We start from the raw sequence: 26,862 nt of genomic DNA on the forward strand, positions 1-26,862 counted from the left end.
TGTACAAGCCACAGATATATTTTTCGGCGCCCGGCTGAAGACTGGAATTCGCCCGGCACAGGGCGCCCGCCCTGGGGGCGGAAGACTTGCGCCAGGCGCGGTGTAAAAAAAGAAGCCGGGCATTTCTGCCCGGCTCCAAACTACAACCAGACGCCCTGAAAAATCTTAGTGTCCGTTCGTAGTGGCATATTCAGGAACGGATTTCACAGTCTTGATGATGCGGGCAGCGACTTTGTACGGGTCGGCTGCCGAGTTAGGTCTTCTGTCTTCCAGCCAGCCTTTCCAGCCGTTCTCCACGGTGGCGATAGGAATGCGGATAGACGCGCCGCGGTCAGAAACACCATACGAGAACTTGTCGATCGATTGTGTTTCGTGCTTGCCTGTCAGACGCAAGTGGTTGTCGGCGCCGTATACGGCGATGTGTTCTTTTACGACAGGAGAAAATGACTGACATACCTGGTCGTATACATCTTTCGAGCCGGCATTGCGCAGCAGCCCGTTTGAGAAGTTTGCGTGCATGCCTGAGCCGTTCCAGTCGGTGGCACCCAGCGGCTTGCAGTGCCAGTTAATCGCGATGCCATATTTTTCAGCCGTACGTTCCAGCAGGTAGCGTGCTACCCATACCTGGTCGCCGGCAGCTTTCGCGCCTTTGGAAAATACCTGGAACTCCCACTGGCCAGTAGCCACTTCGGAGTTTATACCTTCTACGTTGATGCCTGCTTCAATGCAGAAGTCGAGGTGTTCTTCTACGATCTCACGGCCGAAGGCGTTCTTTGCGCCGACAGAGCAATAGTATTGGCCTTGTGGTGCCGGATATCCGTGGGTAGGGAAGCCAAGCGGCTTGTCGGTTTCAGGATTCCACAGGAAGTATTCCTGCTCAAAGCCAAACCAAAAATCATTATCGTCATCGTCGATGAGCGCGCGGCCGTTGGAAGGGTGCGGCGTACCATCGGGGCTCAATACTTCGTTCATCACCAGGTATGCATTCTTACGAGCCGGGTCGGGGAAGATGGCAACAGGCTTGAGCAAGCAGTCAGAAGAACCACCGGGTGCCTGCTCGGTGGAGCTGCCGTCGAAACACCATACCGGGCAGCTTTCCAGCTTGCCGTCGAAATCACGAACGACCTTTGTTTTGCTGCGCAGGCTTTGCGTGGGAACATATCCGTCAAGCCAGATGTACTCTAATTTAGTTTTTGACATGGGCGTATTATTTAAAATTTAACAATTAGGTTCGGTTGTAGTTTAAAGGCGCTCCCGGCAACAGGGCAATTGCCGGGAGCACCAGATTAAAATTTATAAACAGCAGCCAGGTTAATTGAAGTCATCATATCCTTGCCTTCAAGATCTTTATCGCGGAATGAATCTTCTGAAGTTTTGTCGATCCGGATCTCCGGGATGAAAGTCAGGTCACCGACTTTATAGTTTGCTGACAGCGTTGCGGCAATAACGTTGCCATCGCCGTCATCATCCAGCTCGAAGGGGCTGATATAGCCGGCTTTCACAGCAAAGTATTCTGCGCGCACGCCGATCGAGAAAGCATCCGACAAGGTAAACTTCGGATACAGCGCCACGCCCATGAAACCACGGGAGTCAGCACCGTCAGCGTCAACGATGTCACCGCCGCCATCGACTACCTCTTTTACTTTTACGGTACGATAAGAAGCATTCCAGCCTAAGTAGAAAGCGTCCGTTACGCTAAAGCCACCGGTCAGGTCTGCCTGGAAAGTACCACCATCCGAGTAACCATCCGCATCGCCGTCGCCATCGCGGTCAATATCAAAGTCTTCCAGTTTGCCGTCTTGGTCACCATACAACAGGTTCAACCACACGCCACCGTTGTCGTTGACGTAGCCTATCTGGCCACCGTACGTGTAGGAGTTGAACGCATTGTACTCTACCAGGTCTGTCGGGTTCATGACTGCCAGCTTTGCAACGTATCCGCCACCCAAATCCATGTCTAGGCGTGCACCCGTGTGGCTGAAAGGGCCCCACGAGAACAGGTACGACGTAGAGTAGTGATAGTTAAGTGTAGGTGAGATCACCTCGTAGCCCACAAACGTGTTAAACTGGCCAATATTCAGTTTTACCTTGTCTGAGAATTTATAGAATGCATAGGCCTGGTTGACTATGCCCTGGCCGCTATACATGTTGGCAAACACGGCATCTTTACCCCGCGGACCGAACACGACGTCGGCCACGAAGCCCGCTTTCGAAGTTTCGTAGCTGGCAATGAAGTTTACCATGCCTATACCGAAACCGCGCATGTTAGCAAACGATGTAGATGGATTATACTCGGTAGCAGAGAGCGGGTTTGTGGTGCCGAGGGAAGAGTGAAAGTATGCGTCGACCGAACCCGAAAACGTAAACGTTTTCGTAGAGTCCGGCTCAGCAGTCTGACTATACGTGTTGAAAGAAACGGTAAATAAAGTTATCGCTACTAAAAGGAGTACTTTTATAGATTTCATATTTTGCAATGTGTTTTATTAAACAATAAGCTAGAGTTATCCCTGCGGGAGATCTCGTACATCTTCCCGGGGATGCTTTAGTGATGAAGAAGTGTATATACTGACCGGTTCCCGGACACGCCGGTATAAAGCCTTCCGGCGCGGAATATCAGTCAGTGCCTGGGCGCACTAAGGGCTGGCAATACGGGACGTGGCGTGCTGTTGCATAGGGATTTTGGTTTGGTTAGTAATAAAAAGCAGCTATCAGCTAATGGTTCATTCGAGTTTCTATAGAAGGCCGGGTGGTTAATCCGGCCTTCCGTATTCCAGCGTTATTGTGATTAGATGACTTTCTCTTTCAGCGAGCTGAAGTCCACCGGGTATAGGTTTTCGCCGTGCTGGCTGTAATCCTGACCGATTTTCTTGTCCTCAGCGCTGACAGTAAGCCCCATGAGCAAGTCTGTGATCTTCAGTAAGGCCATCGAGCCGACAAAGGTATAGCCGATGACCACGACCAGGGCTTTCATGTGTACGATGAACAGTGCAGTCTCGCCAAAGAACAGACCGTTGCCGGTGGTGTTGGCGCCGTTTACGGCGGTGTTTGCCAGCAAGGCTGTCATCACCATGCCTACTGCTCCACCCACACCGTGGCAAGGGAACACGTCAAGTGTATCTTCCAGGGAAGTCTTGGATTTCAATGATACGACGATGTTGGAGATGATGGCAGCGAATGTACCGATGAACAAGCTTGAAGGGATGGTTACGAAACCAGCGGCCGGCGTGATGGCCACGAGACCCACGACAGCACCGATACAGAAACCGAGTGCCGAAGGCTTCTTACCACGCACAGCGTCAAACAGGATCCAGGCAAGACCTGCAGCAGCCGAAGCCGTGTTGGTCGTAGCAAAAGCCGATGCAGCCAGGGCGTTGGCACCGACGGCGCTACCGGCGTTGAAGCCGAACCAACCGAACCACAGCAAACCGGTACCCAGCAGTACGAAAGGAATGTTTGCCGGTGTAACGTGTGCTTTCGTTTCTCCTTTGCTACGGATATAGATAGACGCTGCCAAGGCAGCGAAACCAGCCGACATGTGTACTACGGTACCACCGGCGAAATCCAGTACGCCCCATTTAAAGAGGAAGCCGTCCGGGTGCCAGGTCCAGTGTGCCAGCGGCGCATAGATCACCAGTGAGAAGAGTACCAGGAACAGCAGGTAAGACTTGAATTTGATACGCTCAGCAAAAGTACCGGTCACCAGGGCAGGGGTGATGATGGCGAACTTCAACTGGAAGAAGGCGAAAAGCACCAGGGGAATGGTGGGGGCAAGTGACCAGGGTTTACCGTCCAGCACGTTCTTGAACATAAAGAACGAAGATGGGTTGCCGATGAAACCACCGATGTCATCACCAAAGGCAAGGCTGAACCCTACCAGGATCCACAGCACGCTGATCACGCCCATGGCGATGAAGCTTTGCAACATCGTGGAGATAATGTTTTTGGTATCGATCATACCGCCATAGAAATAGGCGAGGCCGGGGGTCATGAGGAGCACCATGGCTGCGGCGGCCAACATCCAGGCGGTATCGCCGGTGTCAATGCCCTCCGTGACAATGGTGGTGGGCACCGATGGCTGAAAGACAGCCAGAATGCTCACCGCGATGAGTAAGACAAGAAAAATAACGGACTTTTTCATAGTTATTTAGTTTTAGGGTTTGATGACGTGCGTCTAGCGCCTTATTGGTATAAATTTTTTAACATTAGGGTAAAAAACAAACCTGTTTTCGTGAAATATTTCCGAAAACGTTGTAGTAAGGGTCTGTTTTAAGCCAAGTCACCTTGAAAATTATAATATTTTCAATAATCCTCGTTACGCAGAATGTTGTAGTGCGATTGTGTGGAATTGATCTACTTTTATTTTGTGTGCGTGTGTCATCATGGGGTAGGTTCAATTGCGTGCTTTCAAGCACACAATTGGAATAATTCAATCATAACCGTAGGGAGCCGGACGTAAGATCTGGGGGCATGTGCTCAAATGTGCAGGGGATAGTGGCTTGAATGCCTCCAACGGATGGCATGTCTCCGAGTATTCTCCGTATGGAGTGCGAGTATAGTCCGACATAAGCCCGTGCTAAAGGGCGGAGATAAGTAAGGCTCCAGACCCACGGAACACACGTGGAGTGCAGCTTATGACTGGACGGACACAAAAAAAGGCCAGGTGTTTCCACCTGACCCTACTAAACAACCAGACGCCAAAATAGTCCGTTAAACCCGGCGTGCACTGGCAACTCTTGAATGTCGCTTTAATCCCATCGCTGGTGCTAAGGGATTGAATGAATGCTAGTGCTCATTTATCCTCCATTCCTTCATTCAGATGCCGAATGCCGCGCGTTGTGGGAACAATCTTCTCACTTATTCGTTAAAAATAGAACTGTTTTTTAATAAAAATATCAGAAATCGTTGTAGTTACGTTAAAATATCAACCTTGTTTTAAATAATTGATATGTTTTTTAGTGAAGTGGGGTGTTTTTATAACCTCAACTCAGGGCTTTAGGGCGATTTTTCTTTTTCTTACCCTTAAACACTTTCTGGTGAAGCCCGATCGTGGCCTGTCCCGTCGCTTTTAGCACTACCTGCACGTCATTTTTGGTAACAATGATCTGTAGCGGCTTCACGTCCAGTGCCGCCACCTGCAAATTGATCTTATCGCCCGAGCGGCCGTTCTCCACACCTTTCTCAATAAGCCCTGGCAGTTGGTCAATCCACGATTGCGTGTGGATGGTAAGCTTTTCGTTGACGATCTCCAGCATGTTGTCGTGCAGCAGCCAGTCGGCGGAGTTCACCAGGCTGTTTTGGGAGTCTACGTCGAAGTTGAACTTCTGTACAAAGAACACGGCCTTTACTGTATCGTACGCCAACACACCGCGCATATATACCTGGCCGTCCACGTCGCCGCGCAATTGTAGCCGTATGGCTATACCTTCCTCGGTGCCGTAGACGTCGAGGTCTTTTAGGGTAGTGGAGTAACCCTGGGCGGTAAACGTATGGTTGCCCAGCTCTTTCTTCAACAGGCTGTTGATGGTTTGGAAGGGAAGCCTGGCCAGGACGTATAGCGTCAGGCTATCGGTGTCGGTCGTTTTGGCTTTATACGGTGGCAGTACAGTGTTGGTGGCCGGCATCTCCTGCGTTTCGAGCACGGTGCGTACGTAAGCCTTTAGCTCGGTCTCGAGCACAATAAAATTGCCGCGTTGTGTCACACGCGCCTGCAAGTCTTGCGCGGTGGGCTTCAGCCACACTTCGGTGCCCTTCTTGTTGATGCGGATAGGCTTCTGGATGTCGTTCCACAGCTTCTCGATCACTGTGCGTGTAGCGAGTCGGTCGTGTAAGACCTGATCCATTTTTCCGGAAAGTGCCTCCCGATTGGACAGGATGGTTTGTTCGACAATTTTTCGCAGATTGATCCGCACCATCGCGATCTTCAGAAAAGGATCCTTGATCCAGACAATCCGTTGCAGCTCCGTTTCCGTCAGTAAATTCCAGTCCTTGTTGATGAGAACGTTTGTGGCGAGATGCAAATCCATCTCCATGGCCACCGGCGTGGCATTCTTTACTTTGAAGCCGGCCACGTGCTTGATAAACTTCCCTTTTACACTGACCGGAAAGGCAAACGCGAGTTTCTCTTTCTTCCACCGAATAACGACGGGACGGGTACGCGCAATTTCGATGTACAAGCTGTCGCCGCGTTCATTCAGACGAATCCATTGCCGGATAAACGTCCCTTTCATTTTGCTGTTGAGCGTTGCCGCGAGGCTATCCAGGTGGTAATACACGGGCAGGTTAACCGTAGAGAGCGGCAACAGCAGCTCGGTGTCGCGTGTCGTGGCGGGTGGTGGCTCGGGCTTGATGCGTTCGCATCCGGCCAGGCAGCAGGCGAACAACCATAAAAAGGGAAATACGTTTTTCATGCAGGCAGGATGGAGCTTTGCTTCTACGTATTAAAGATGTATGCCGCCCCACCGCCGGCTGTTAATGATATTTCTTCCACCACGACTGGAAGACAATCAGGCCCCAAATGCGGGCATGAACGTCGCCAGGATTGTTGGAGAAGAGCTGCTTTATGAGCTTGTCTATTTCCGGGTAATGAAAGATGCCTTGCTGCGTGATAAAGGCTTCCGACAACAGATCGTCGGTAATAAGCGACCGCATCTCGCGCCGGAACCACTTCAGCAGCGGCACCTCAAATCCCTTCTTCGGCCGGTTGTACAACTGCTCGGGTAATACATCGCGGAATGCGTCCTGTAAGATGCGCTTGCGCAAACGGTGGTCAATTTTATAGGCTTCCGGCAGGCTAAAGATGAAGTTTACAACCTGGTAGTCGAGGAATGGCACCCGTACTTCCAATCCATTGGCCATGCTCATAAGGTCCACTTTTGTGAGCATATCGTTTGGCAAGACCACGTTCATGTCGGTCAGCAGAATGTCGTTGATGTTTTCGTGCGCGGGCAACGTGTGGAGCAAGGTATTACGGCGTGGCATAAACTCCTGTAACCCGGCCTCTGTGCGTAAGGCGGGATGCAACAACGCCAGGGCTTCGTCCTGGCTGGCGAAGGATGCCCACCGCCAGTATCGGTCCTGCGCCGACAACGACGCGCCTTCGCTAAAGCGCGCCAGCTGTCGTATTTTATTGGTAAGCGCGCTGTTACGCGATTTGGGTAATATTTTCCATAGTCCCTGCAGGCCGGTTACCGCATTTTCTTTCCAGCCCGGGTGCAGCATGCGGTACGCCGCCGCGTGTTTGTTGTAGCCGGCCAGCAGCTCGTCCGCACCATCTCCCGACAGGGCCACGGTAACGTGCTTACGCGTTTCTTTACTGAGAATATATACCGCCAGGGCCGAGGAGTCAGCAAAAGGTTCGTCGGTATACTCCAGTACGGTATGTACGTGCGCGAAGAGGTCGTCGTTGGTGAGGGAGAAAACGGTGTGCCGGGTATTTAATTTTTTCGCGACGGCACGGGCATAGTCGGTCTCATCAAAAAACTTTTCGTCGCGAAACCCAATCGAGAAGGTGTGCAGGTCTGGCTTGTGTCGCACCGCCAGTGCCGAGATGATAGAAGAATCAACGCCCCCGCTCAGGAAAGAGCCCAGTGGTACATCAGACACCAGTCGACGTTGTACAGCCTCCTCCAGTAATGTTTTTAGTTTCTCTTTTGCCTGATCATACGACAGTCCACTTGCATTTTCTTTTTCACGCTCGTAGGGAATCTGATAGTATGGCTGGATATCCAGTTGCTGCCGGCGCACCGTCATATAGTGACCGGGCATTAGCTTTTTGACCGGCGCGAAGATTGTGTCGGGTGCCGGTATATAATTCAGTTGCAAGAATGAATACAGCGAACTGTAGTCCAGCGTCTTTTCAATGCCGTATTGCAGCACCGCCTTCATCTCCGAGGCAAAGATGAACTTGTCTTCATCAAAGACGTAGAGCAGGGGTTTGATGCCATACCGATCGCGTGCTACAAAAAAGCTTTGCTCTTCCTTGTCATATACACAAAACGAGAAGAAGCCGTTGAGACGCGACAAACACTTTTCACGCTGGTCGATATAAAGCTTCAGCAGTACCTCGGTGTCGGAATGTGAAAAGAACGTATAGCCCTTGGCGATCAACTCGTCGCGCAGTTCCTGATAGTTAAAAATCTCGCCGTTAAAAACAATTCCGTAGCGTTTGCTTTCATCCCACATGGGCTGGTGTGCAATCGATGCGGTGTCGATGATCGAGAGGCGACGATGGCCGAGCGCAACCCAATCGTCGAGATAAATATCCTGAAAATCAGGGCCGCGCCGATTGAGCGACATCGTGGCATTTGTAACGTGGATCTTGTTGAACTTGCCGACGAGGTTAAAGGCAAAGATGCCGGTAATGCCACACATGGAGTTGATGGTGATTGTTGTCGGAAAGTTAGTAGATTGCCCGTTATCTTTTTTAATTTTTATCATGCCGGAAAACCATCTTATTGAATTGCCGTTTACCAGTAGCCAGCAAAGGCTGTCGCTGGGGGTGGAGCTCGAGCTGCAGGTGCTCGACCAGCAGACGCTGCAGCTTACACCGCGTGCTGCCGAAATTCTCCAACAGGCCAATTCCACAACATTCACGGAAGAGTTCTTTCAAAGTACACTGGAGGTTGTCACGGGTGTGTGTGCCAATGTACAGGCGGTTGAAAAAGACCTGACCACCGCGTTGGCGCACGCCCGCCAGGTCAGTGCCGGGCTCGGACTGGCCTTGTCCTCTACCGGCACGCATCCACTGGCAGATTATCGCGACCGCCTCATCACACCCTCGCCGCGCTACAACGAGCTGATCGATCGCAACCAATGGCTTATCCGCCGCATGGCCGTGTACGGCATGCACGTACACCTCGGCATGACATCGGGCGAAGAATGTATTCGCTACAATTATTTTTTTATGAGTTTCCTGCCGCACATTCTGGCATTGTCGGCCAGCTCGCCGTTTTGGCAGGGCATGTATACCGGTCTTTCGTCCTGTCGTCCGACCACGTACGAAGCGATGCCCACGGCGGGCATGCCGTACCTGGTGGGGAATTGGTCGGAGTTTGAGAAACTCTATAATTTCCTACTGCGCTCGAAGGCCATTCAAAGCATGAAAGACCTGTGGTGGGATGTACGCCCCAGCCCCAAGCTGGGTACGTTGGAGCTGCGCTTTTGTGACGAGCCCGCATCGCTGGCCGAGGCACTCGGCATCGTGGCGTTCATACACCTGCTGGCACATTGGTTTCACGAGCACCAGGAGGAGTGGGTCAGCGCGCGTACGCCACTCAAACATTGGATCTTTCGCGAGAATAAATGGCGTGCCATACGCTATGGACTCGATGCGGAAGTAGTGGTGACGCGCAACGGTAAGACCAAGCTGTTGCGGAAAGATATTGCCGATTGGCTGAAGACGCTTCGTCCGTATGCGGCAAAGATGGGCTATGAAAAATACTTGTCCGTGATTGATGATGTTTTGAAGCGGGGCACCAGTTCCGCGCGTCAGCACGACGTATTTGTCAAGAGTAACGATCTCGGTGCTGTTACCCGGCACAATGTACAGGAGTTTGTTACCGGCGTGCCGCAGTGGTCATAAAAAATGCCGGTGGCATTACGCTACCGGCATGTATGCTATATTATTTTAATAGCTATAATGTCTTAATGCGAATGTTCCGGAACCAGGCTTCGTGGTTATGATCCTGGAAGTCGATGTGGCCAGTCTTGGCCGTGCCGTAATTCTTGGCATCGTTCCACTTGCTTTTGGCTTTGCGCTTTTTCCAGTCGGCAGAGCCCAGCTCATATTCCACCACTTTGGCGCCATTCAGCCAGTGTTCTACATGGTTGCCGTTCACGACCAGTCGTGATTCATTCCACTCGCCCACCGGTTTAGCTTTTGCATCGGGAGCGGTATGCATGTCGTAGTTGGCGCCGGCAAATTGCTCCGGCTTCAGGTCGCCGGGATAACCTTCGTTGTCGATGAGCTGAAACTCGGGGCCTGACAGGTAGGGTTGATCATTTTCCTCCGTCACGCGGAACATCACACCACTATTGCCTTGCGCCGAGATCTTCCAGTCAAAGGCCAGCTCGAAGTTGGCGTATTCATCGACTGTCATGATGTCGGCGCGCTGGTTCTCACGGCCGTCTACAAAAGGCTTGCAGTGCAGTGTGCCGTCGACAACGTCCCAACTGTCGCTGGGTTTATCTTTGAAGTACTTCCAACCGTTGAGTGTCTGGCCGTCGAATATAAGTTTGTAGCCCGCTGCAGAATCTGCTTCTGATAGTTGTGTCGCCGGCGAAGGAGCGGGCGCCACTACTTCCGGTTTTGTAGCGGTAGTGTCGGTCGCGGGTGTTTCGGTTTTTTTGGTACTGCACGCCAGCAACGAGGCTAACAAACAGGCATAGGTCATTCTCTGGATCATGGTTGTGGAATTTGATTTTATGAAATATAGCAAGGAATGCCCACACGCACGGCCTTTTTTCCGTCAATGGTAGGACCTCGTTAAGGCACGGCGCGGAAGATCCATACCCGCGTGAATGCGCCGACGCCGACGGCCTTGTTGCTGTCGTCCTGGGTCAGGCGTGTGATGGAGGCTACTTTTAGATCCGTGACGGTGACAGTCCAACCTTCGAGTGATGTGCCGTCTTTTTCGGATTTCGTGCGCACGGCGGCTTCGTGGCGTACCAGGGACGGGTTGGTGATGTAGGCCAGGGCCAGGAAGATGATGACCAGGATGAGGCGGGTGATGAACTTGAATACTTTGAAGAGGAGGTAGAAGACGAGGGCGAGTGCTGCTACTGCCAGGATGGTGATGATGAGTTCCATGGCGGAAAAATACGAATTGCCGTCTTCAGCGCCAACTGACTCCACGGCAGTCTGAAGACGGGTACCAGGGTAGGCACAAGTCTCCGCCCCGGGGCGGGGCTAAGACTTGCGCCAGCAACCATTGGTGCTTAGAATATCTTTCCAGGGTTGAGTATACCCTTGGGATCGAATGCCAGTTTGATGCCGCGCATGACGGCGAGGTTGGCTTCGCGCATGGCGATGGACATATAGGGCTTCTTGGCAATGCCGATGCCGTGCTCGCCGGACAGTGTGCCGCCGAGGCTTACGGTGAGCTTGAAAATCTCGCCGATGCCATCGACGATTTTTGTATGCCAGTCTTCGTCGCTGATGTTCTCCTTCAGCACGTTTACGTGCAGGTTGCCGTCGCCGAGGTGGCCAAAGCATACCGAGTTGAAGCCGTATTGCTTGCCGATCTCTTTGATGCCGACGATCAGCCTGGGCAGGTTGGCGCGGGGCACGACAACGTCTTCCGACTTGGTGAGGGAGTATGCGTTCACCGCGGGGGAGATGTTCTTACGGATCTTCCACAGCTCGTCCTTTTGGGCGGCGGTATCGGCGAAGAGAATCTCTCCTACCTGGAACTGCTCGGCTACATTCATCACGCGTTCGGCGTCGCGCATCAATACTTCGTCGTCGTTGCCGTCCAGCTCGCAGAGCAGGTAGGCGTCCATGTTCTCGGGGAACGACGTGGTGACCTTGGCGGCATAGATTTTTTCACAGTAGTCGATGGTCTTCATCGCCGCTTCGCGTTCGAAGAACTCCATGCCGGAAGGTTGTACACCGGCGCGGAATATTTCGGCGATGGCGCGGCACGCTTCGGCGTTGGTGACGAAGGGCAGGAGCAGCAGCACGGACTTCTGCGGGAGGCCGCGGAGCTTAAACACGATCCTGGTAATGATACCAAGCGTGCCTTCGCTGCCACACATGAGTTGCGTCAGGTTATAGCCGGTAGAGTTCTTGAGCACGTTGGCGCCGGTCCAGATGACTTCGCCATTGGGCAGGACCACTTCCAGGTTGAGGACGTAGTCGCGTGTGACGCCGTACTTCACGGCCTTGGGACCGCCGCTGTTCTGCGACACGTTGCCGCCGATAAAGCAGGTGCCGCGGCTGGCGGGATCGGGCGGGTAGAAGAGGCCCTTCGCCTTGACGGCGTTTTGAAATACTTCGGTGATCACGCCGGGTTCTACCGTGGCTTGCAGGTTGAGCTCGTCGATTTCGAGAATCTTGTCAAAGCGCTCCATGGACACCACGACGCCCTTTTCAATGGGCAGTGCCGCGCCGGCCAGACCCGTGCCACCGCCGCGCGGGGTGACCGGTAGCGAATGCTCGTTGCAGAGACGCATGATGCGGCTTACCTCATCGGTCGTGCCGGGACGCAGCACCACGTCGGGTAGGAACGAGTAGTCCTCTGTCTCGTCGTGGGAATAGTTATAGCGCTTTTCAGGGTCCACGATCACATGTTCCGCGCCTACAATTTCTTCAAACAGGCCGATGATGTCGGTAGATACTTCTGCAAATGGCATGAATCTGGTATATTTGTTGTACTTTTTAAACTCGGTATGAAGCAATTTTTTGAACTCAAAATTAATCAAAAGCAACTGCTTCCGGTCGTCCTGACGGCAACACTTTTTCTTTTATTCTCCTGTAGCGCGCACAAACAAGCGCGTGTTAGGGATGATCGGACGGACCAGGTAATTGGCGCAGCGCGCAGCTTTATAGGCACACCGTACAAGTATGGCGGCACCTCGCGCGCAGGCATGGACTGCTCGGGCTTACTCATCAACTCCTTTCGTGTGATTGATGTCAGCCTGCCCCGCAGCTCCGAAGGGCAAAGCAAGATTGGCGAGGAAGTAGACATGAAAGATCTGCAACCCGGCGACCTGGTGTTCTTTGCCACGGGCAACCGTAAACGCAAAGTTACGCACGTAGGACTGGTGACAGAACGGAAGGGCAAAGACAACATCAAGTTCATTCATGCCTCCAGCACACTGGGCGTGGTGGAGACAAACCTCTTTGCCGAGTATTACCAGAAGCGCTTTCGCGGAGGCCGTCGCGTTATTAACAACTAACGCTGCGTTTTACCGCCGGCTTCTGCCGCGGCCAGCTTCTTTTGGTAGCGCTCTAACGGGCGGGTATACATGGCGAGCTCAATGGTCTGGCCGGAGAGCTGGACCTGCCATGCCAGTGTTTTTGCCTGTTTCAATTGTTTCAGCAGCGCAGGCGTTGCCTGTATATGCAGGCGGCTATAGTTTACGGGTACCAACGTTGCGTTCTCTTTCTTTCGTGTTGTGCTGGTAGAGGTTGTTAGCGGCGCGGAGTGAAAGATCGTCGAGTGTGACCCGTCGGGGTTCACGACGAGGGTCGTGGTGGTGTTCATCTTTTGCATCTGCTTTTTCCCTTCCGGACTCACTATCGAAGAAGTTTCATCGTTTGGTAATACAGTTTGCGAGCCGTTGGGATTTACCACCAACTTGGTGTCGCCTTGATAGTGTACGGTTGAATTTGTACCATCGGGATTTACCTGAAGCGTAGGTGACGACGTGCTGGTAGCACTGTGCGCGCTTTGCGCCGTGGTATAATCCAGCGACGAATTTTCATGATCCTTCTCTACTTCGAGCGTACGTTGTTCGGTAACGACTTCGGCTGGTACCGATACCGTTCGATCGCCGAGGGAGATGCGTACCGTATCATGCAAGGTTCCTTCTTGCGGGAGGGTATACAGACAAATCCACAGGTCGGCGGTACGCCGGGTATCATACTCCAGGGAGGCAATGCGATTTTCCAGAAAATTCTCCCGGTTAGAAACGCGGGTAATTTTCAGCTGCTCCGAGGCAGTGGACCTGGACTGGCTGGATTGCTGCTGGCTGTATGCCGACTGTGCCAACAGTGCGAGCGACAGGATCGATATGTTGATAGTTGCTTTCATAACCATCTGTGTTTAAAACGGAAGGTTCAAAAACCGCGCCGTCACTTTTCGAAAACCCAGCTTCGTGCTTTCCGTATGCTTCAAATGAAGTATGTTCGCATTCGTTTTTATTGACCTTACGCTATGTTAAAATCCATCCACCCTTATGATCAGGCCGTTATTGGGGAATTCCCGCTACTATCGGCTGCCGCTTTGCAAGACAAACTCGACCACTCTGCCAGGGCTTTTAAGCAATGGAAAAAGACATCGCTTTCGTACCGGTGCGAATTGATGTTGAAGGTGGCGGCGCTGCTGCGCCAAAATAAGGAAGAGTATGCCAGCACGATTACCTGGGAAATGGGCAAGATCCTGTCCGAGTCGCTGATCGAGGTTGAAAAGTCCGCCAAAGGTTGCGAGTACTACGCTGCCAACGCCGGCAAATTCCTGGCCGACGAGGTAATACAAACCGAGTCGCGTCGCGCCCTGGTGGCCTACCAGCCCATCGGCACCGTGCTGGCCGTCATGCCCTGGAACTTTCCTTTCTGGCAGGTGTTCCGCTTTGCTATTCCTGCCCTGCTGGCCGGCAACGTCGGTGTGCTGAAACATGCCGCCAACGTGACCAAGTGTGCCATCATCATTGAGGAGATCTTCCGGGAGGCCGGTTTTCCCGAAGGGGTGTTCCAGTCGCTGTTGATCGATAGCGACATGGTCCGTGCCGTGCTCGAATCCGATATTGTACAGGGTGTAGCGTTGACCGGTAGTGAGAAGGCCGGCTCGCAAGTCGCCGCGATCGCCGGTGCGAATATCAAGAAGTCGGTGTTGGAGCTGGGTGGCAGCGATCCTTTTATTGTATTGCCCGATGCCGACCTCGACCTGACGGTAAAGATTGCGACCCAATCGCGTATGCAGAATGCCGGCCAGTCGTGTATATCAGCCAAACGTTTTATCGTATTGGAGTCGGTCAAGGATGAATTTTTAGATCGCTTTCAAAAGAGCATAGCCGCCTTGAAACAGGGCAACCCGTTTAATGCGCAAATGACCACCGGGCCGCTGGCCCGGGTAGACCTGGCGGAAGCGCTGGCCCGACAGCTGGAAGGCTCGGTGAAACAGGGTGCGCGCCTGCTAACGGGTGGCACATACTCCGGCGCCAGCTTTCAGCCAGCGTTGCTCGATAACGTGAAACCCGGTATGCCGGCATTTGATGAAGAAACTTTCGGACCGCTGGCCGCTGTCATTACCGCCAAGACGGAAGACGAGGCCATCATGCTGGCCAACAGCAGCCGCTATGGACTGGGTGCGTCGATCTGGACGCGCGACCTGGAAAAAGGCGAGCGTCTGGCGCGCGAGGTAGAGTCGGGATCGGTGTTTATCAACGCTCTGATGAAATCCGACCCACGCCTGCCGTTTGGCGGCGTAAAAAAATCGGGCTATGGCCGGGAGCTGTCCGAGCTTGGCATACACGAATTCGTCAACGCCAAGAGCATATCGATTGCCTGATCGCAAGGCACGATTATTTTTAAGGCACGCATAGGGGATGCCCGTGAATTAGTTGTCCTGGCATCAAACAAAGACAACCATGGCAAAGTATTTACACCTATGCGTGCCCGCCTTTCTGCTGGCGCTGACATTTGTAACCACTTCCTGCGAACGCGAGGATCCGGGTCCCTTACAAGACTCTGAACGCGATTATACCGAAACTGACTTCGACCGGCTGGAAATGGGTAACGCATTTCGGGTGACGGTAGAAGAATCCAGTATCTATAGTATACACATCCGTGGCGACCGCCGTAACCTCGACGACCTGGATGTACACAAAAGCGGCTCGACATTGATCATTCGCTTTGACAAAGATGGCAGCCGCAAACACGACACGCATATAGACATCACCATGCCGAAGTTGCGCGCCGCTAATTTCTCGGGCGCATCGGTGCCGATTATCAAAGGATTTAACGAACCCGAAGACGCCCTGGACCTGTTCCTGTCGGGCGCTACCAAAGCACAGCTCGATGCCACCTATAATCGTGTGAAGACCGTGTTGTCGGGCGCGTCGGAGCTGATCATGACCGGCGAAGCCGATGCCCTCGATACCGAGCTTTCGGGCGCCTCCGTGCTGAGCGCTTTTTCCTTTCCCGTGCGTACGGCAACCCTGAATGCAGCCGGGGCAAGTTCAGGCCAGGTACGCGTATCGGAAGAACTGAATGCTGTCGCCAGTGGCTCCAGCTCGATTTTATACCGGGGCGATCCGGAGGTAAATGCCGATACATCGGGCAACAGTTCGGTCAACCAGGACTGATCGGTGTTATAACATAAAGACATTCTGCCAGGCTGCCGTGAACGGGCAGCCTTTTTCTTTTGCCGTTCACAAAAAAATAACCACACAGGGCAACCATTGTTATCACATTTTCGTGAACTTTGGTTCTATCCTTACAGGCACCTTAAACGTTATCGCCGATGTACACAGTCGCTTAACGCTGCTTACGTAGCAGCTTTTTTTGCACGACCTCTTCCTGAAGGTCCTGCCTCTTTTTTTTCCTATATTTTTTTGCGGTTTAATTTTACTAACACCTTTACTATGTCATTTTCTAAAAGGCTTAAATCCTTTTTTCGTCTTCTTTGGAAGGCAATAAAAGGCAGCGAGCAAGACTATACTTCTCTGAATCTGAATCGCGCCATTTTCTTATTGTCGGTGCCGATGATCCTGGAAATGTCGATGGAGTCGATCTTTGCCCTGGTCGATATTTTCTTTGTGAGCCGGTTGAATGACGTCGACGCATTGTCAACCATTGGGCTAACGGAGTCGGTATTGGCGCTGATCTACTCTGCGGCGATGGGGCTTAGCATGGGCGCTACCGCCATGGTGGCGCGTCGCGTGGGCGAAAAGGACATTGCGGGTGCCAGGGTAGCCGGCATGCAGGCTATTTATATAGGCATTGGTTTTTCGATAGTAGTCAGCCTGATCGGTTTATTTTTTTCCGACGACATTCTACGGCTCATGGGGGGCTCTGAAATTCTTATTCAGCGCAATGTGAGCTACACGCAATGGATGCTTGGCGGTAATATTACGATCGTGCTCTTGTTCCTGATCAACGGTGTGTTTCGCGGCGCGGGGGATGCTTCGATTGCCATGAAGTCACTGATTCTATCGAACGGTCTGAACATTCTGTTGGCACCGATCTGTGTCCTAGGCTTCGGGCAGATACCGGGACTCGGTATAAAGGGGGCAGCCATCGCGACGACGGTTAGCCGAGGTTGTGGCGTGCTCTTCCAATTATATCACCTATTGAATGGAAAGAGTGTCATGAAGCTAAATCGTGCCAACATGGTCCTGCGGCTTGATATCATTGGACGGCTGTTGAATTTATCCGTTGGCAGCATTGGCCAGTTCCTGATAGGGGCCACCAGCTGGATGTTTTTGTCACGTCTTGTCAATACGTTTGGTAGTGCGACGTTTGCAGGATATACGCTTGCCATGCGGGTAATCATATTTGCTATTTTGCCTGCCTGGGGTATGGCGAATGCCGCCGCCACGTTGGTGGGGCAGAACCTCGGGGCTGGTCGTCCTGACCGTGCCGAGCAGTCAGCCTGGCGGGCAGCATTTCTGAATATGATCTTTCTGGGCGTGGTGACGATCGTGTTTTTTATACTCGCCGATAACATTCTCGGTTTTTTCACCACCGATGTCGAAGTGTTGCGCAGTGGTATACTGTGTCTGAAGGTCGTGTCGCTGGGCTACATCTTTTACGCGTATGGCATGGTCATTAATCAATCTTTCAATGGGGCAGGCGACACCCGTACACCGATCATCATTAACCTGATAGGATTCTGGGCATTTCAAATTCCGTTTGCTTATGTGATGGCCAACGTGTTGCACACAGGGCCAATAGGTGTGTATTCAGCCATTTCGATTGCTGAATCGGCTATTGCCGTCGCGGCTATTTTGGTATTCCGGCGCGGACGGTGGAAGTCCGTGAAGATTTAAAGGCGGGACGAAATACAAAAGGCTTGCCGATGGGCAAGCCTTTCTTTTAGCTTTTCTTGTTGTTGTTAAAGGCGGCCTTAAAGGCGTTGCCCAGCTCGTCGCCGGCACGCTTCAAGCTTTGCTCCACGTCCTTCCAACGGTCGTTGCTCTCGGCTTCTTTCTTGAGCTTTTCCGCCGACACCCGCAGCTCTTCAAACTTCCCTTCAAATTCCTTTTTGAGTCTTTCACCGGCCTCTTCGAATTCGACCAGGAATTCATCTACGCGCTTGCCAAAATTCTTGAAGGCCTTTTCATTTTGGCCCTGGCCCTCTTGGTTATTTTCCGTCATACAGGTAGCAATTTTGTCCAACTTACTAAACAATAACGAAAACGATGGACGTTTGGACGGAGATTGCGGTTGATTTTCGGAATAACCCGCCGAATTTTCTATTTTTACATGTCAATCAAAAAGGGATTTATTTTGAGCATCAGACTATTGAAAGTAGCGATCCTCGTATCGGCGGTGGTTTTACTGGCCGACGGCTGCGCTTCGTCGCATAAGAACAAGAAATTGAAGCCTGGTAGACCCATTCCTTGTCCTCACAAAGACTGCTGATGAACTTACGAAAAATAGTCATTGCTATAGACGGATACTCTGCCTGTGGTAAAAGCACTACGGCTAAGCTGGTGGCCGCTATCCTGGGCTATAAGTATATCGACACCGGCGCCATGTACCGGGCCGTAACGGTCTATTTTCTCGAACACCATATCTCGCTTACCAACCCGAAAGAGATTGCCCGTGCGCTGGAGCAAATACATGTATCGTTCAAAGTCAACGCGCACAACGTGTCGGAGACTTACCTGAACGGACTGAGCGTGGAGAAAGAGATTCGAAAGATGAAGATCTCCAACAACGTAAGCCAGGTCAGCGCACTGAAAGAGGTGCGGACAGCCATGGTGGAGCAGCAACGCCGCATGGGCAAGGAACGTGGTGTGGTGATGGACGGTCGCGACATCGGCACGGTGGTGTTTCCGAATGCCGAGCTGAAGCTGTTTATGACCGCCGATATGCTGGTGCGTGCCACACGCCGCCAGCAGGAGCTGATGGAGAAAGGGCAACTGGTCGAGTTGGACAAAGTGATCGAAAACATCGAACAACGCGACCTGCTGGACACCACGCGCGCCGAAAGCCCGTTGCGTAAAGCAGACGATGCCACCGTGATCGATACCACGTATGTCAGCATCGACGAGCAGGTAGACGAAGCGGTGCGACTGGCGGTCACCAAAATTCTGACGCCGGTATCAACACACACGCACGCGAAGCAACTAGTCTAATACTCACGACAAACGCCCGGCGCTTTCACTTCCGCTCTCGCTCTCACACTGTTTCGGCTGGGCGGCCTCGTAATACTGTATCCATGGATAATACTTTTCGACGCATCATCCGCTACTTTTTCAGTGGGACGGTCTTTATTGTCCCGTTGGTGGCCACGGCCTATTTCATCTTTATATCTTTTAGCTGGCTCGACAGCCTGCTCATGCTGCCGTACCCCGGTCTCGGCTTTGCCATCATCCTCGTCGCCATTACCGGCTTTGGCTACCTCACGACCAACTTCGCCTTCAAGACCCTGAGCGATTGGCTTGACCACGGCATGAATAAGATTCCGCTGGTGAAACTTATTTACTCGGCGGTGAAAGATTTGCTGGGGGCGTTTGTGGGCGACAAGAAGAAATTTAATAAGCCGGTGCTCGTGCGGATCAATAAAGATAATAATTTGTATCAGATCGGGTTTATCACGCAAAACGATTTGAGCGAGTTGGGGTTAGATGACATGGTAGTGGTATATTTTCCACATTCGTATGCCTTTTCGGGGTATCATTACTTTGTACCCAGGGAGAATATCAAGCCGTTAAATATATCCGGACCCGTGGCGATGAAGTTTATTGTGTCGGGGGGCGTTAGCGGATTTAAGGATCATTAACCGGTTCTTACCAAAAGAAAAGGCCGTCCCTGGAAAGAGACGGCCTTTTTTATGTCGTGTACTTTAACCGTTGTATTACAGTTTCAGCGTTACACCCAGTACGAGCGGGGAGAGGCCGATGCCGAGCTCGCCGTAGCCGGCGAAGTTGGGAGCGAAGTAGTAACGTGCACCCGCGTGGATACCCGTGCGGAGGCCGCCGTCATAGTCGTCATCGTCGTAGCCAGCGCCATCATAGTCGTTGCTGGAGCTTACAAAGCCCAGGAATGCACCAGCATAAGGGTCGAAATTGGGGTTGGTCACACCAAAAAGCTTTGCGAAGTGATACGAGGCACGTGCGCCGATATCGATGAAATTATAACCGATGTCGTAGCGGTTGCCAGCATAGCCCCAGTCATTCTCCCAGTGGGTGTATGCAAAGTAGCCACCAATCCCGAGTTCAGGAGTAACTGAATATTCTGCATTTATGTTTAGTGATACACCACCGGCATAATAATAGCCGAAGCCAACACCTGCGTTCAGGAGGAGGTTGCCTTTGTCAAGTTCTGCTTGTGCGCTGGCTCCCTGGTACGAGAAGGAAGCTACTAATATGGCCAGTAGTGCCAGTAAACGAGTTTCTTTTTTCATAAAGTGAGTTTTGTTTCTTCGCGAAATTAGAAAAACGTGCCAATAAAGAAGTGTTCGCCACATGAAAATGTAGCGATTCTATCGAAATATTACCTGAAAGGGTGAGGCCGTTCTCACGGTTTTCCGGTAGATTGATCAATGGTGCAACCCTCTATAGCATCTTTGCGTTTATGCGTTTTTTATTACGCAAACGATACTTTACCTGCTACTCACGAGATGCTTATGCGTTGATAACGCCCGAGCCGATCAGCTCTTCGTCTTCATACCAGGCTACGAATTGACCCGGGGTAATGCTTTTTGTTGGTTTTTCAAAAATAACATACAGCCCTTCCGCACGCTTGTACAGGGTACACTTCGCCAGGGGCTGACGGTAACGTATACGCGCCATATAGTCGCGCGATTCGCCGACAGCCAATTGCAGATCGGGACGTATCCAATGCTCGTCGGCATTGGGTACAAAGAGTCCCTGGCGGTATAGACCGGGGTGATCTTCGCCCATGCCGGTATAGATAATATTTTTATCGGTGTCGGTGCCGATGACAAACAAAGGTTCGGGAAAGCCGCCGATGTTAAGCCCCTTGCGCTGGCCGATGGTATAATAATGCGCACCGTTGTGATCGCCCACCACGTTGCCGGCTTCGGGCGCCATGGTATACGGCGTGGTCAGGGCCACGAGGTCGTCGTGCGCATAGCCATTCCGGAAGGAGGTAGCCTCCGCCGGTATATTCACCACCTTGCCTTTCCTGGGCCCCAATCGTTGTTGCAGGAATTCGGGCAGGTGCACTTTACCCACAAAGCATAATCCTTGCGAGTCCTTTTTATCCGCCGTTACCAAACCGGCTTCTTTCGCCATGGCACGCACTTCGGGCTTCAGTAACTCGCCGATGGGAAAGAGCGAGCGCGACAGTTGTTCTTGTGTCAACTGACACAGAAAATAGCTTTGGTCTTTGTTCGGATCCTTTCCGGCCAGTAACTGGTACGTTGTATGGCCGTTTGCTTCGGCCACCCCGCGCCGGCAGTAGTGACCCGTGGCGACAAAGTCGGCGCCGAGCTTGAGCGCCGCGTTCAGGAATACGTCGAACTTGATCTCGCGGTTGCAAAGCACGTCCGGGTTGGGGGTGCGGCCGCGCTGGTATTCGTTGAACATATAGTCCACGATGCGGGCCTTGTATTGCTCGCTCAGGTCGATGGCCTGAAACGGTATGCCGAGATGCTGCGCCACGATCATGGCGTCGTTGCTGTCGTCAATCCAGGGACACTCGTCACTGATCGTGACGGAGTCGTCATGCCAGTTCTTCATGAACATGCCAATCACTTCATATCCCTGCTGCAGGAGCAAATACGCGGCAACACTGGAATCTACCCCACCCGACAAACCGACAACAACACGCTTTTTCATGGAAATAAAAGGATACGTCCCCGAAAGGACTATTACCTGGAAGAAGTCAAATTCTCGCGCAAAAGTTCATTCACTGTTTCATTAAACTTCTGAATGCCTTGCTCGTAATAAATGCCCGTGCCGGGACCGGAGTAGCCAGTATGGATCTTCTTTACCTTGCCGTCGCGGCCGATAAAGATCGTCGTTGGAAACGCCACGACCTTATTCAGCATCGGCAGTGTTTCGGCCGCTTTGACCTTATCGTTCGTACCGGCTATAGCAAAATCGTATTTCACATCATACTTCGCAATCATCTTTTTTACGCGATTGCTGGCATAGTCAAAATCCGGCTTGCGCTCATACGCCAGGCCGATGATCTCCACACCGCGCGGGTGATTTTCGTTATACCACGGCACGAGAAATTTTGTCTCGTCCATGCAGTTGGGACACCAGGTGCCAAACATTTGTAGAATGACGACTTTGTTTTTATACTTCTCGTCGTCGAGGCTGATCTTCTTGCCGTTCACGTCGGGGAAGCTGAATTCAATTTTTTCATAGCCCGGTTTCAGGAAGGTGAGCGACTCGGGATCGGGCAGTGCAGCCTGCTCATTCTTCTGCGCTTCCCAGCGTTCGTTCCACGTCTTACCGGAAATGTACTCGCCGTTTAGTGCGCCGTCTTCCTTCTTCGTGGCGCGGAAGATATAGGCGTGGTTGCCGTCGAAGGTGCTGAGCTGCAGTTGACCGTCCGCTACGTTGCCTTCCAGGTAGCGGTAGTCGCCCGTGGGGGTGAGGAAGGTGCCGGTGGCACTGTCGCCTTGCTGGTGAAATATACCTACGGCGAGGGTCGTGTCGGTGTCGTTTACAAACGTGACGCTATACTTGCCGCTAAAGTCGGGTACGTTGTTGGGGTCTTTGCCTTTCTCAAAACGATGCGTCTGCCCATAGACGGCCACGAACGGTACGCGCGAGTTCTTGTCGTAGTTTTTGACGAATTCGCCGCGCAGCGTGTCGCCTGTGATGCGGGCTTTGATGTTGGCATCGAAGATGTGCAGAGCGATGTCGACGGAGTCGTTCGCGACGGTGATTTCGTCCAGCAGTAAGCGCTCGTCAGCGTTGCGCAGATAGGCGTCGACGCCGCCTTTTTTGTTGCTTACTACCTCGAAGTTAAAGGGCAACTGCTGTCCTTGCAGCTCGAGCGTAGCGCGCCAGGCGCCGGTCTTGAGCGTAGCGGGTGAATGTGACGGTGGCGTGCAGGCGGCCAGGGAAACGAGCAATGGAGCGACGGCAAGGAGCTTTTTCATGGACGTGGTCATGCTTGGGAAAACACAAAAATGCTACAAATGATTTAGAATTCGCCAATAAGTGGGATTTTTGGATGCAAAATGGAGCACTCAAACGTATGTTTCAGGATCTAAAGATCGTCGAGCTGGCCTCCGTGCTGGCAGGCCCCAGCGTGGGTCAATTTTTTGCCGAGCTGGGCGCCACCGTCGTGAAAGTCGAAAATCCCCGCCAGGGCGGCGATGTGACCCGCACCTGGAAAGCCGCGGGTGAAGCGACTGACGACCGCTCCGCCTACTTCTGCTCCGCCAACTGGGGCAAACAGTCCGTCGCGCTCGACCTGACACAGGCCCGCGACCGGCAGGTGGTCGACGGCCTTCTGCGCGAAGCCGACATCGTGATCGCGAGCTACAAACCCGGCGATGCCGAAAAGCTCGGGGTGGATTATGCCACCTTGTCACAGCGCTATCCGCGATTGATCTACGGCCAGATCACCGGCTATGGTGCTACCGACCCGCGCGTAGGCTACGACGCTGTACTGCAAGCCGAAGCAGGCTTTATGTACATGAATGGTGAGCCCGGCGGCCCGTCGCTCAAGATGCCGGTAGCCCTCGTTGACGTGCTGGCCGCGCATCATCTCAAGGAAGGATTGCTGTTGGCCTTGTTGAACCGGTATCGCACCGGGCAGGGCGCGCTGGTAGAAGTATCGTTGTGGCAGGCGGCTGTGTCATCGCTGGTGAATCAGGCAACCAACTGGCTGGTAGCGGGCAAGCTGCCGCAGAAGCAGGGTTCAGCGCATCCCAACATTGCCCCGTACGGCGATGTGTATAAGACGGCCGACGGCGAAGAGATTTTAATGGCCGTGGGCAGCGACCGGCAGTTCCGCGACCTCTGCCAGGTGCTGGACATTGCTGCGCTGGCGGATGATTCGCGCTACCGTGACAATACCGCGCGTGTGCAGAACCGTTTGACCTTAAATTCTGTTTTGCAGGCACAAATAGGCTTGCGTACAGCGCAGGCACTGATGATGCAGATAAATCAATGGAAGATCCCTGCCGGATTTATTCACACGCTGCGGCAGGTCTTTGAAGTGCCCGCAGCACAGGAATTGCTCCTGCGGGAGGGAACACTGGCCGGCGTGCGGAATGTAGCCGCCACGCTATCGTTTGTAGACCGTAGCACCATCCGCATGACGGCCCCGCCGGCACTGGGGGAGCACACGGACAGGGTGTTGGAACGATTAAATTCAAACCGCTCGTGACGGATTATTCCCGCCATTATTCATTAAACGTTAATTTCGCGTACTATTCACACAATTGAAATGATAACAGAGACACTACCCGCAGCCGTGGTTGAGGCGCTTCCGAAAAAGGGATTTCTGAATATCCCCGTAGGAAAGGATGTGGACGTCGTAGCGGAGATAAACCGCTTGCGCAAGGAAAAGAATGCTGTGATCCTGGCCCACTACTACCAGGAGGGAGCCATTCAGGATATTGCAGACTATGTGGGCGACAGTCTCGGGCTTTCGCAGCAGGCTGCCGCCACCCAGGCAGATCTGATCGTCTTTGCCGGTGTGCATTTTATGGGTGAGACTGCCAAGATTCTGAACCCCAATAAGAAAGTAGTACTGCCCGATTTGAATGCGGGTTGCTCTCTGGCCGAGTCGGCAGAGCCCAATGCCTTTCGCGCTTTTCGCGCACAGCACCCCGACCACGTCGTGGTAACATATATCAACTGCTCTGCCGAGATCAAGGCCATGAGCGATATCATCTGTACATCGGCCAACGCGGAGAAGATCGTCAACTCCATTCCAAAAGATACCCCTATCATCTTCGCGCCCGACAAAAACCTGGGCCGTTACCTGATCAAGAAGACCGGCCGCGACATGTTGTTGTGGGAAGGTGCGTGCATCGTGCACGAGGCGTTCGCCATCGACAAGCTGCTGGACCTCGCCAAGCAACATCCGCACGCGCGCATTGTAGCACACCCGGAGTCGGAAGAGCACATTCTAAAGGTGGCCCACTATATCGGGTCGACCACCGGCATGATCAACTTCGTGAAGAACGACCCCGCACAGGAATTTATCATCGCCACCGAAGCGGGCATACTGCACCAGATGGCGAAGGAAGTGCCCGGCAAGGACCTGATCCCGGCGCCTAGCCATGAGGATAACACCTGCGCGTGCAGCGAGTGTGCGTTCATGCGCATGAATACCCTGGAGAAACTTTACCTCTGCCTGAAATACGAGCTGCCCGAAATACAGGTGCCGGAAGATATCCGGCTGAAGGCGTTGGTGCCCATCCAGCGCATGCTCGAAATCTCTAAAAGCTAACCATGCCTAAAACGGACGTACTTATTATCGGCTCCGGCATTGCCGGACTGTCTTTTGCTATCAAAACCGCCAAGCGTTTTCCCCAGCAAAACATAACTGTCATTACCAAGGCCGACGACAGCGAGTCGAATACCAAGTACGCCCAGGGCGGCATTGCCGTGGTGCTGGACGAGCTGACGGACTCGTTTGAAAAACACATTGAAGATACCATGCGTGCCGGCGACGGCCTCAGCAACCGCGAGGTGGTAGAGATGGTGGTAAAAGAAGGCCCCGACCGCCTGGAAGAGATCATGCAGTGGGGCATTGAGTTCGACCAGGATGCCTCGGGTAACCTGGCACTGGGGCGCGAAGGCGGACACACGGTCAATCGTATTATACACTTCAAGGACATTACCGGCTGGCAGATCGAACAAGGCCTGCTGCGCGCTGTTGCGCAGCAACCCAACATCACGCTGCTGTCGCACCACTTCTCGATCGACCTGATCACGGAACACCATTTCAGTCACAAGATCTCGCAGCCCGAGCCGGGCATTGCGTGCTATGGCGCCTACGTCATGGACCAGCGCACTGCCCGCGTCGAGAAATATGTATCCAAGGTTACGCTGCTTGCCACGGGCGGTGCCGGCCAAATATACCGCACCACCACGAACCCGATCATCGCCACCGGCGACGGGATCGCGATGGCGTATCGCGCCATGGCCAAGGTGAAGGACATGGAGTTTGTGCAGTTCCATCCCACTGCATTTTATGCGCAGGATGAAAATCCGTCTTTCCTCATTACCGAGGCAACGCGCGGCCACGGCGCATACCTGCGCACCAAAGACGGTGAGCGGTTTATGTTCAAATACGACGACCGGGGCGAGATGGCCTCACGCGATATTGTCGCCAAAGCCATCGACCACGAGCTGATTACCCGCGGCGACGAGTTTGTGTACCTGGATTGCACGCATTTTTCCATGGATGATTTTATGACCCACTTTCCCAACATTTACGAAAAGTGTCTGGCGAAAGGCATCGACATCACCCGGCAGATGATACCGGTGGTGCCGGCGGCGCACTACCTCTGTGGTGGTATAGAGGTAGACCTCTTTGGTCGTACGTCCATTACTAATTTGTACGCTTGCGGCGAGTGCTCGTGCACCGGCCTGCACGGTGCGAATCGGTTAGCTTCTAATTCACTGTTGGAAGCGTTGGTGTATGCGCACCGTTGTTTCCTTGACGTGTCGGAGAAGCTGGATGAGATACCGATGCACGAAAGCATTCCGGAGTGGAATGCAGAGGGTACGATTGTTCCGCGCGAGCAGATTCTGATCACCCACACACGCAAGGAGCTGCGCGACCTGATGAGCGATTACGTTGCTATTGTACGTTCGAATGTGCGGTTGGAGCGCGCGCGGAAGCGGCTTGATATTCTCTATCATGAGACGGAGCTGCTGTACGAAAAGGCTGTGTTGTCGCCTCAGCTATGCGAGCTGCGTAATTTAATCACGATCGGGTTTCTTATTACCAAGCAATCGCAGGAGCGGAAGGAGAACCGCGGTGGTTTTTATAATATGGATTTGGAGGCTTGATCTATA

Annotated in this window: 24 protein-coding genes; 11 read left to right on the forward strand and 13 right to left on the reverse strand. The window is 52.9% G+C overall.

Features of this window, described 5'->3' with window-relative positions:
* Positions 1 to 165: 165 nt before the first annotated feature.
* From KK062_RS18555 to asnB, 5 genes are all read right to left on the reverse strand, one after another.
* Positions 166 to 1,200, reverse strand: coding sequence for a glutamine synthetase beta-grasp domain-containing protein (locus KK062_RS18555; RefSeq protein ID WP_254085838.1), 1,035 nt, complete (start codon positions 1,198 to 1,200; stop codon positions 166 to 168).
* An 86-nt stretch (positions 1,201 to 1,286) separates the two neighbouring features.
* Positions 1,287 to 2,465: an outer membrane beta-barrel protein gene (locus tag KK062_RS18560; protein ID WP_254085839.1), complete on the reverse strand. Its 1,179-nt coding sequence runs from the start codon at positions 2,463 to 2,465 to the stop codon at positions 1,287 to 1,289.
* Positions 2,466 to 2,785: 320 nt separating this feature from the next.
* On the reverse strand, positions 2,786 to 4,138 hold the full coding sequence (locus tag KK062_RS18565; RefSeq protein ID WP_254085840.1) for an ammonium transporter: 1,353 nt from the start codon (positions 4,136 to 4,138) through the stop codon (positions 2,786 to 2,788).
* A gap of 841 nt (positions 4,139 to 4,979) precedes the next feature.
* Positions 4,980 to 6,407, reverse strand: coding sequence for a DUF4403 family protein (locus KK062_RS18570; protein WP_254085841.1), 1,428 nt, complete (start codon positions 6,405 to 6,407; stop codon positions 4,980 to 4,982).
* A gap of 61 nt (positions 6,408 to 6,468) precedes the next feature.
* On the reverse strand, positions 6,469 to 8,370 hold the full coding sequence (asnB, locus tag KK062_RS18575; protein ID WP_254085945.1) for an asparagine synthase (glutamine-hydrolyzing): 1,902 nt from the start codon (positions 8,368 to 8,370) through the stop codon (positions 6,469 to 6,471).
* Positions 8,371 to 8,434: 64 nt separating this feature from the next.
* Between asnB and KK062_RS18580 the strand changes: the two genes are divergently transcribed.
* Positions 8,435 to 9,580 carry a carboxylate-amine ligase gene (locus tag KK062_RS18580; RefSeq protein ID WP_254085842.1) on the forward strand — a complete coding sequence of 382 codons (1,146 nt, stop codon included), beginning with the start codon at positions 8,435 to 8,437 and terminating at the stop codon, positions 9,578 to 9,580.
* A gap of 52 nt (positions 9,581 to 9,632) precedes the next feature.
* On the opposite strand, the gene KK062_RS18585 is transcribed toward KK062_RS18580, so the two are convergent.
* The 3 genes from KK062_RS18585 to KK062_RS18595 form a co-directional block, all read right to left on the reverse strand.
* A complete protein-coding gene (locus KK062_RS18585; RefSeq protein ID WP_254085843.1) occupies positions 9,633 to 10,403 on the reverse strand; it encodes a 3-keto-disaccharide hydrolase in 771 nt (256 codons plus the stop codon).
* An 80-nt stretch (positions 10,404 to 10,483) separates the two neighbouring features.
* Positions 10,484 to 10,807 carry a hypothetical protein gene (locus KK062_RS18590; RefSeq protein WP_254085844.1) on the reverse strand — a complete coding sequence of 108 codons (324 nt, stop codon included), beginning with the start codon at positions 10,805 to 10,807 and terminating at the stop codon, positions 10,484 to 10,486.
* A 128-nt stretch (positions 10,808 to 10,935) separates the two neighbouring features.
* Positions 10,936 to 12,351 (reverse strand): FAD-binding oxidoreductase, encoded by a 1,416-nt coding sequence (locus KK062_RS18595; RefSeq protein WP_254085845.1) that lies wholly within the window; start codon positions 12,349 to 12,351, stop codon positions 10,936 to 10,938.
* A gap of 36 nt (positions 12,352 to 12,387) precedes the next feature.
* On the opposite strand from KK062_RS18595, the gene KK062_RS18600 reads away from it, so the two are divergent.
* On the forward strand, positions 12,388 to 12,897 hold the full coding sequence (locus KK062_RS18600) for a C40 family peptidase (protein ID WP_254085846.1): 510 nt from the start codon (positions 12,388 to 12,390) through the stop codon (positions 12,895 to 12,897).
* Here KK062_RS18600 and KK062_RS18605 read toward each other — a convergent pair.
* Positions 12,894 to 13,754: a hypothetical protein gene (locus KK062_RS18605; protein ID WP_254085847.1), complete on the reverse strand. Its 861-nt coding sequence runs from the start codon at positions 13,752 to 13,754 to the stop codon at positions 12,894 to 12,896. The genes KK062_RS18600 and KK062_RS18605 overlap by 4 nt on opposite strands.
* 123 nt (positions 13,755 to 13,877) lie before the next feature.
* Here KK062_RS18605 and KK062_RS18610 point away from each other — a divergent pair, with 123 nt between their 5' ends.
* From KK062_RS18610 to KK062_RS18620, 3 genes are all read left to right on the forward strand, one after another.
* On the forward strand, positions 13,878 to 15,230 hold the full coding sequence (locus KK062_RS18610; protein ID WP_254085848.1) for an NAD-dependent succinate-semialdehyde dehydrogenase: 1,353 nt from the start codon (positions 13,878 to 13,880) through the stop codon (positions 15,228 to 15,230).
* 79 nt (positions 15,231 to 15,309) lie between these two features.
* The gene (locus tag KK062_RS18615; RefSeq protein ID WP_254085849.1) at positions 15,310 to 16,026 is read left to right on the forward strand and encodes a head GIN domain-containing protein; all 717 of its coding nucleotides are present in this window, start codon (positions 15,310 to 15,312) and stop codon (positions 16,024 to 16,026) included.
* A 279-nt stretch (positions 16,027 to 16,305) separates the two neighbouring features.
* Positions 16,306 to 17,712, forward strand: coding sequence for an MATE family efflux transporter (locus KK062_RS18620; RefSeq protein WP_254085850.1), 1,407 nt, complete (start codon positions 16,306 to 16,308; stop codon positions 17,710 to 17,712).
* A gap of 46 nt (positions 17,713 to 17,758) precedes the next feature.
* Here the strand turns inward: KK062_RS18620 and KK062_RS18625 are convergent, their stop codons facing one another.
* Positions 17,759 to 18,040: a hypothetical protein gene (locus KK062_RS18625; RefSeq protein ID WP_254085851.1), complete on the reverse strand. Its 282-nt coding sequence runs from the start codon at positions 18,038 to 18,040 to the stop codon at positions 17,759 to 17,761.
* A gap of 44 nt (positions 18,041 to 18,084) precedes the next feature.
* On the opposite strand from KK062_RS18625, the gene KK062_RS18630 reads away from it, so the two are divergent.
* The 3 genes from KK062_RS18630 to KK062_RS18640 all read left to right on the forward strand — a co-directional run bounded on the left by KK062_RS18630 (position 18,085) and on the right by KK062_RS18640 (position 19,673).
* The gene (locus tag KK062_RS18630) at positions 18,085 to 18,252 is read left to right on the forward strand and encodes a hypothetical protein (protein ID WP_254085852.1); all 168 of its coding nucleotides are present in this window, start codon (positions 18,085 to 18,087) and stop codon (positions 18,250 to 18,252) included.
* A 54-nt stretch (positions 18,253 to 18,306) separates the two neighbouring features.
* Positions 18,307 to 19,026 carry a (d)CMP kinase gene (gene cmk / locus KK062_RS18635; protein WP_254085853.1) on the forward strand — a complete coding sequence of 240 codons (720 nt, stop codon included), beginning with the start codon at positions 18,307 to 18,309 and terminating at the stop codon, positions 19,024 to 19,026.
* Positions 19,027 to 19,109: 83 nt separating this feature from the next.
* A complete protein-coding gene (locus tag KK062_RS18640; RefSeq protein WP_254085854.1) occupies positions 19,110 to 19,673 on the forward strand; it encodes a DUF502 domain-containing protein in 564 nt (187 codons plus the stop codon).
* A gap of 75 nt (positions 19,674 to 19,748) precedes the next feature.
* Here the strand turns inward: KK062_RS18640 and KK062_RS18645 are convergent, their stop codons facing one another.
* The 3 genes from KK062_RS18645 to KK062_RS18655 form a co-directional block, all read right to left on the reverse strand.
* Complete coding sequence (locus tag KK062_RS18645; RefSeq protein WP_254085855.1) at positions 19,749 to 20,297, reverse strand: outer membrane beta-barrel protein; 549 nt, start codon at positions 20,295 to 20,297, stop codon at positions 19,749 to 19,751.
* A gap of 220 nt (positions 20,298 to 20,517) precedes the next feature.
* Entirely contained in the window at positions 20,518 to 21,702 is a 1,185-nt protein-coding gene (gene mnmA / locus KK062_RS18650) for a tRNA 2-thiouridine(34) synthase MnmA (RefSeq protein WP_317195794.1), read from the reverse strand.
* 26 nt (positions 21,703 to 21,728) lie between these two features.
* The gene (locus KK062_RS18655) at positions 21,729 to 22,976 is read right to left on the reverse strand and encodes a TlpA disulfide reductase family protein (protein ID WP_254085857.1); all 1,248 of its coding nucleotides are present in this window, start codon (positions 22,974 to 22,976) and stop codon (positions 21,729 to 21,731) included.
* 98 nt (positions 22,977 to 23,074) lie between these two features.
* On the opposite strand from KK062_RS18655, the gene KK062_RS18660 reads away from it, so the two are divergent.
* The 3 genes from KK062_RS18660 to nadB are packed head-to-tail and all read left to right on the forward strand — an operon-like array spanning position 23,075 to position 26,856.
* On the forward strand, positions 23,075 to 24,214 hold the full coding sequence (locus KK062_RS18660) for a CaiB/BaiF CoA transferase family protein (RefSeq protein WP_254085858.1): 1,140 nt from the start codon (positions 23,075 to 23,077) through the stop codon (positions 24,212 to 24,214).
* 60 nt (positions 24,215 to 24,274) lie between these two features.
* Positions 24,275 to 25,285 (forward strand): quinolinate synthase NadA, encoded by a 1,011-nt coding sequence (gene nadA / locus KK062_RS18665; RefSeq protein ID WP_254085859.1) that lies wholly within the window; start codon positions 24,275 to 24,277, stop codon positions 25,283 to 25,285.
* 2 nt (positions 25,286 to 25,287) lie between these two features.
* Positions 25,288 to 26,856 (forward strand): L-aspartate oxidase, encoded by a 1,569-nt coding sequence (gene nadB / locus KK062_RS18670; protein WP_254085860.1) that lies wholly within the window; start codon positions 25,288 to 25,290, stop codon positions 26,854 to 26,856.
* Positions 26,857 to 26,862 lie beyond the last annotated feature (6 nt).

This window comes from Dawidia cretensis, from assembly GCF_018598175.1.
Lineage (GTDB): Bacteria > Bacteroidota > Bacteroidia > Cytophagales > Cyclobacteriaceae > Ohtaekwangia > Ohtaekwangia cretensis.

What these genes read in the sequence shown, in the direction of transcription:
- KK062_RS18565 (WP_254085840.1), bottom strand. Translation starts at nt 4,138, where the DNA reads ATGAAAAAGTCCGTTATTTTTCTTGTCTTACTCATCGCGGTGAGCATT.
- KK062_RS18655 (WP_254085857.1), bottom strand. Translation starts at nt 22,976, where the DNA reads ATGAAAAAGCTCCTTGCCGTCGCTCCATTGCTCGTTTCCCTGGCCGCC.
- KK062_RS18620 (WP_254085850.1), top strand. Translation starts at nt 16,306, where the DNA reads ATGTCATTTTCTAAAAGGCTTAAATCCTTTTTTCGTCTTCTTTGGAAG.
- KK062_RS18610 (WP_254085848.1), top strand. Translation starts at nt 13,878, where the DNA reads ATGTTAAAATCCATCCACCCTTATGATCAGGCCGTTATTGGGGAATTC.
- KK062_RS18595 (WP_254085845.1), bottom strand. Translation starts at nt 12,351, where the DNA reads ATGCCATTTGCAGAAGTATCTACCGACATCATCGGCCTGTTTGAAGAA.
- asnB (WP_254085945.1), bottom strand. Translation starts at nt 8,370, where the DNA reads ATGTGTGGCATTACCGGCATCTTTGCCTTTAACCTCGTCGGCAAGTTC.
- KK062_RS18615 (WP_254085849.1), top strand. Translation starts at nt 15,310, where the DNA reads ATGGCAAAGTATTTACACCTATGCGTGCCCGCCTTTCTGCTGGCGCTG.
- nadB (WP_254085860.1), top strand. Translation starts at nt 25,288, where the DNA reads ATGCCTAAAACGGACGTACTTATTATCGGCTCCGGCATTGCCGGACTG.
- KK062_RS18585 (WP_254085843.1), bottom strand. Translation starts at nt 10,403, where the DNA reads ATGATCCAGAGAATGACCTATGCCTGTTTGTTAGCCTCGTTGCTGGCG.
- KK062_RS18640 (WP_254085854.1), top strand. Translation starts at nt 19,110, where the DNA reads ATGGATAATACTTTTCGACGCATCATCCGCTACTTTTTCAGTGGGACG.
- KK062_RS18645 (WP_254085855.1), bottom strand. Translation starts at nt 20,297, where the DNA reads ATGAAAAAAGAAACTCGTTTACTGGCACTACTGGCCATATTAGTAGCT.
- KK062_RS18555 (WP_254085838.1), bottom strand. Translation starts at nt 1,200, where the DNA reads ATGTCAAAAACTAAATTAGAGTACATCTGGCTTGACGGATATGTTCCC.
- KK062_RS18590 (WP_254085844.1), bottom strand. Translation starts at nt 10,807, where the DNA reads ATGGAACTCATCATCACCATCCTGGCAGTAGCAGCACTCGCCCTCGTC.
- nadA (WP_254085859.1), top strand. Translation starts at nt 24,275, where the DNA reads ATGATAACAGAGACACTACCCGCAGCCGTGGTTGAGGCGCTTCCGAAA.
- KK062_RS18570 (WP_254085841.1), bottom strand. Translation starts at nt 6,407, where the DNA reads ATGAAAAACGTATTTCCCTTTTTATGGTTGTTCGCCTGCTGCCTGGCC.
- KK062_RS18580 (WP_254085842.1), top strand. Translation starts at nt 8,435, where the DNA reads ATGCCGGAAAACCATCTTATTGAATTGCCGTTTACCAGTAGCCAGCAA.
- KK062_RS18660 (WP_254085858.1), top strand. Translation starts at nt 23,075, where the DNA reads ATGTTTCAGGATCTAAAGATCGTCGAGCTGGCCTCCGTGCTGGCAGGC.
- KK062_RS18630 (WP_254085852.1), top strand. Translation starts at nt 18,085, where the DNA reads ATGGACGTTTGGACGGAGATTGCGGTTGATTTTCGGAATAACCCGCCG.
- cmk (WP_254085853.1), top strand. Translation starts at nt 18,307, where the DNA reads ATGAACTTACGAAAAATAGTCATTGCTATAGACGGATACTCTGCCTGT.
- KK062_RS18605 (WP_254085847.1), bottom strand. Translation starts at nt 13,754, where the DNA reads ATGAAAGCAACTATCAACATATCGATCCTGTCGCTCGCACTGTTGGCA.
- KK062_RS18600 (WP_254085846.1), top strand. Translation starts at nt 12,388, where the DNA reads ATGAAGCAATTTTTTGAACTCAAAATTAATCAAAAGCAACTGCTTCCG.
- KK062_RS18625 (WP_254085851.1), bottom strand. Translation starts at nt 18,040, where the DNA reads ATGACGGAAAATAACCAAGAGGGCCAGGGCCAAAATGAAAAGGCCTTC.
- KK062_RS18560 (WP_254085839.1), bottom strand. Translation starts at nt 2,465, where the DNA reads ATGAAATCTATAAAAGTACTCCTTTTAGTAGCGATAACTTTATTTACC.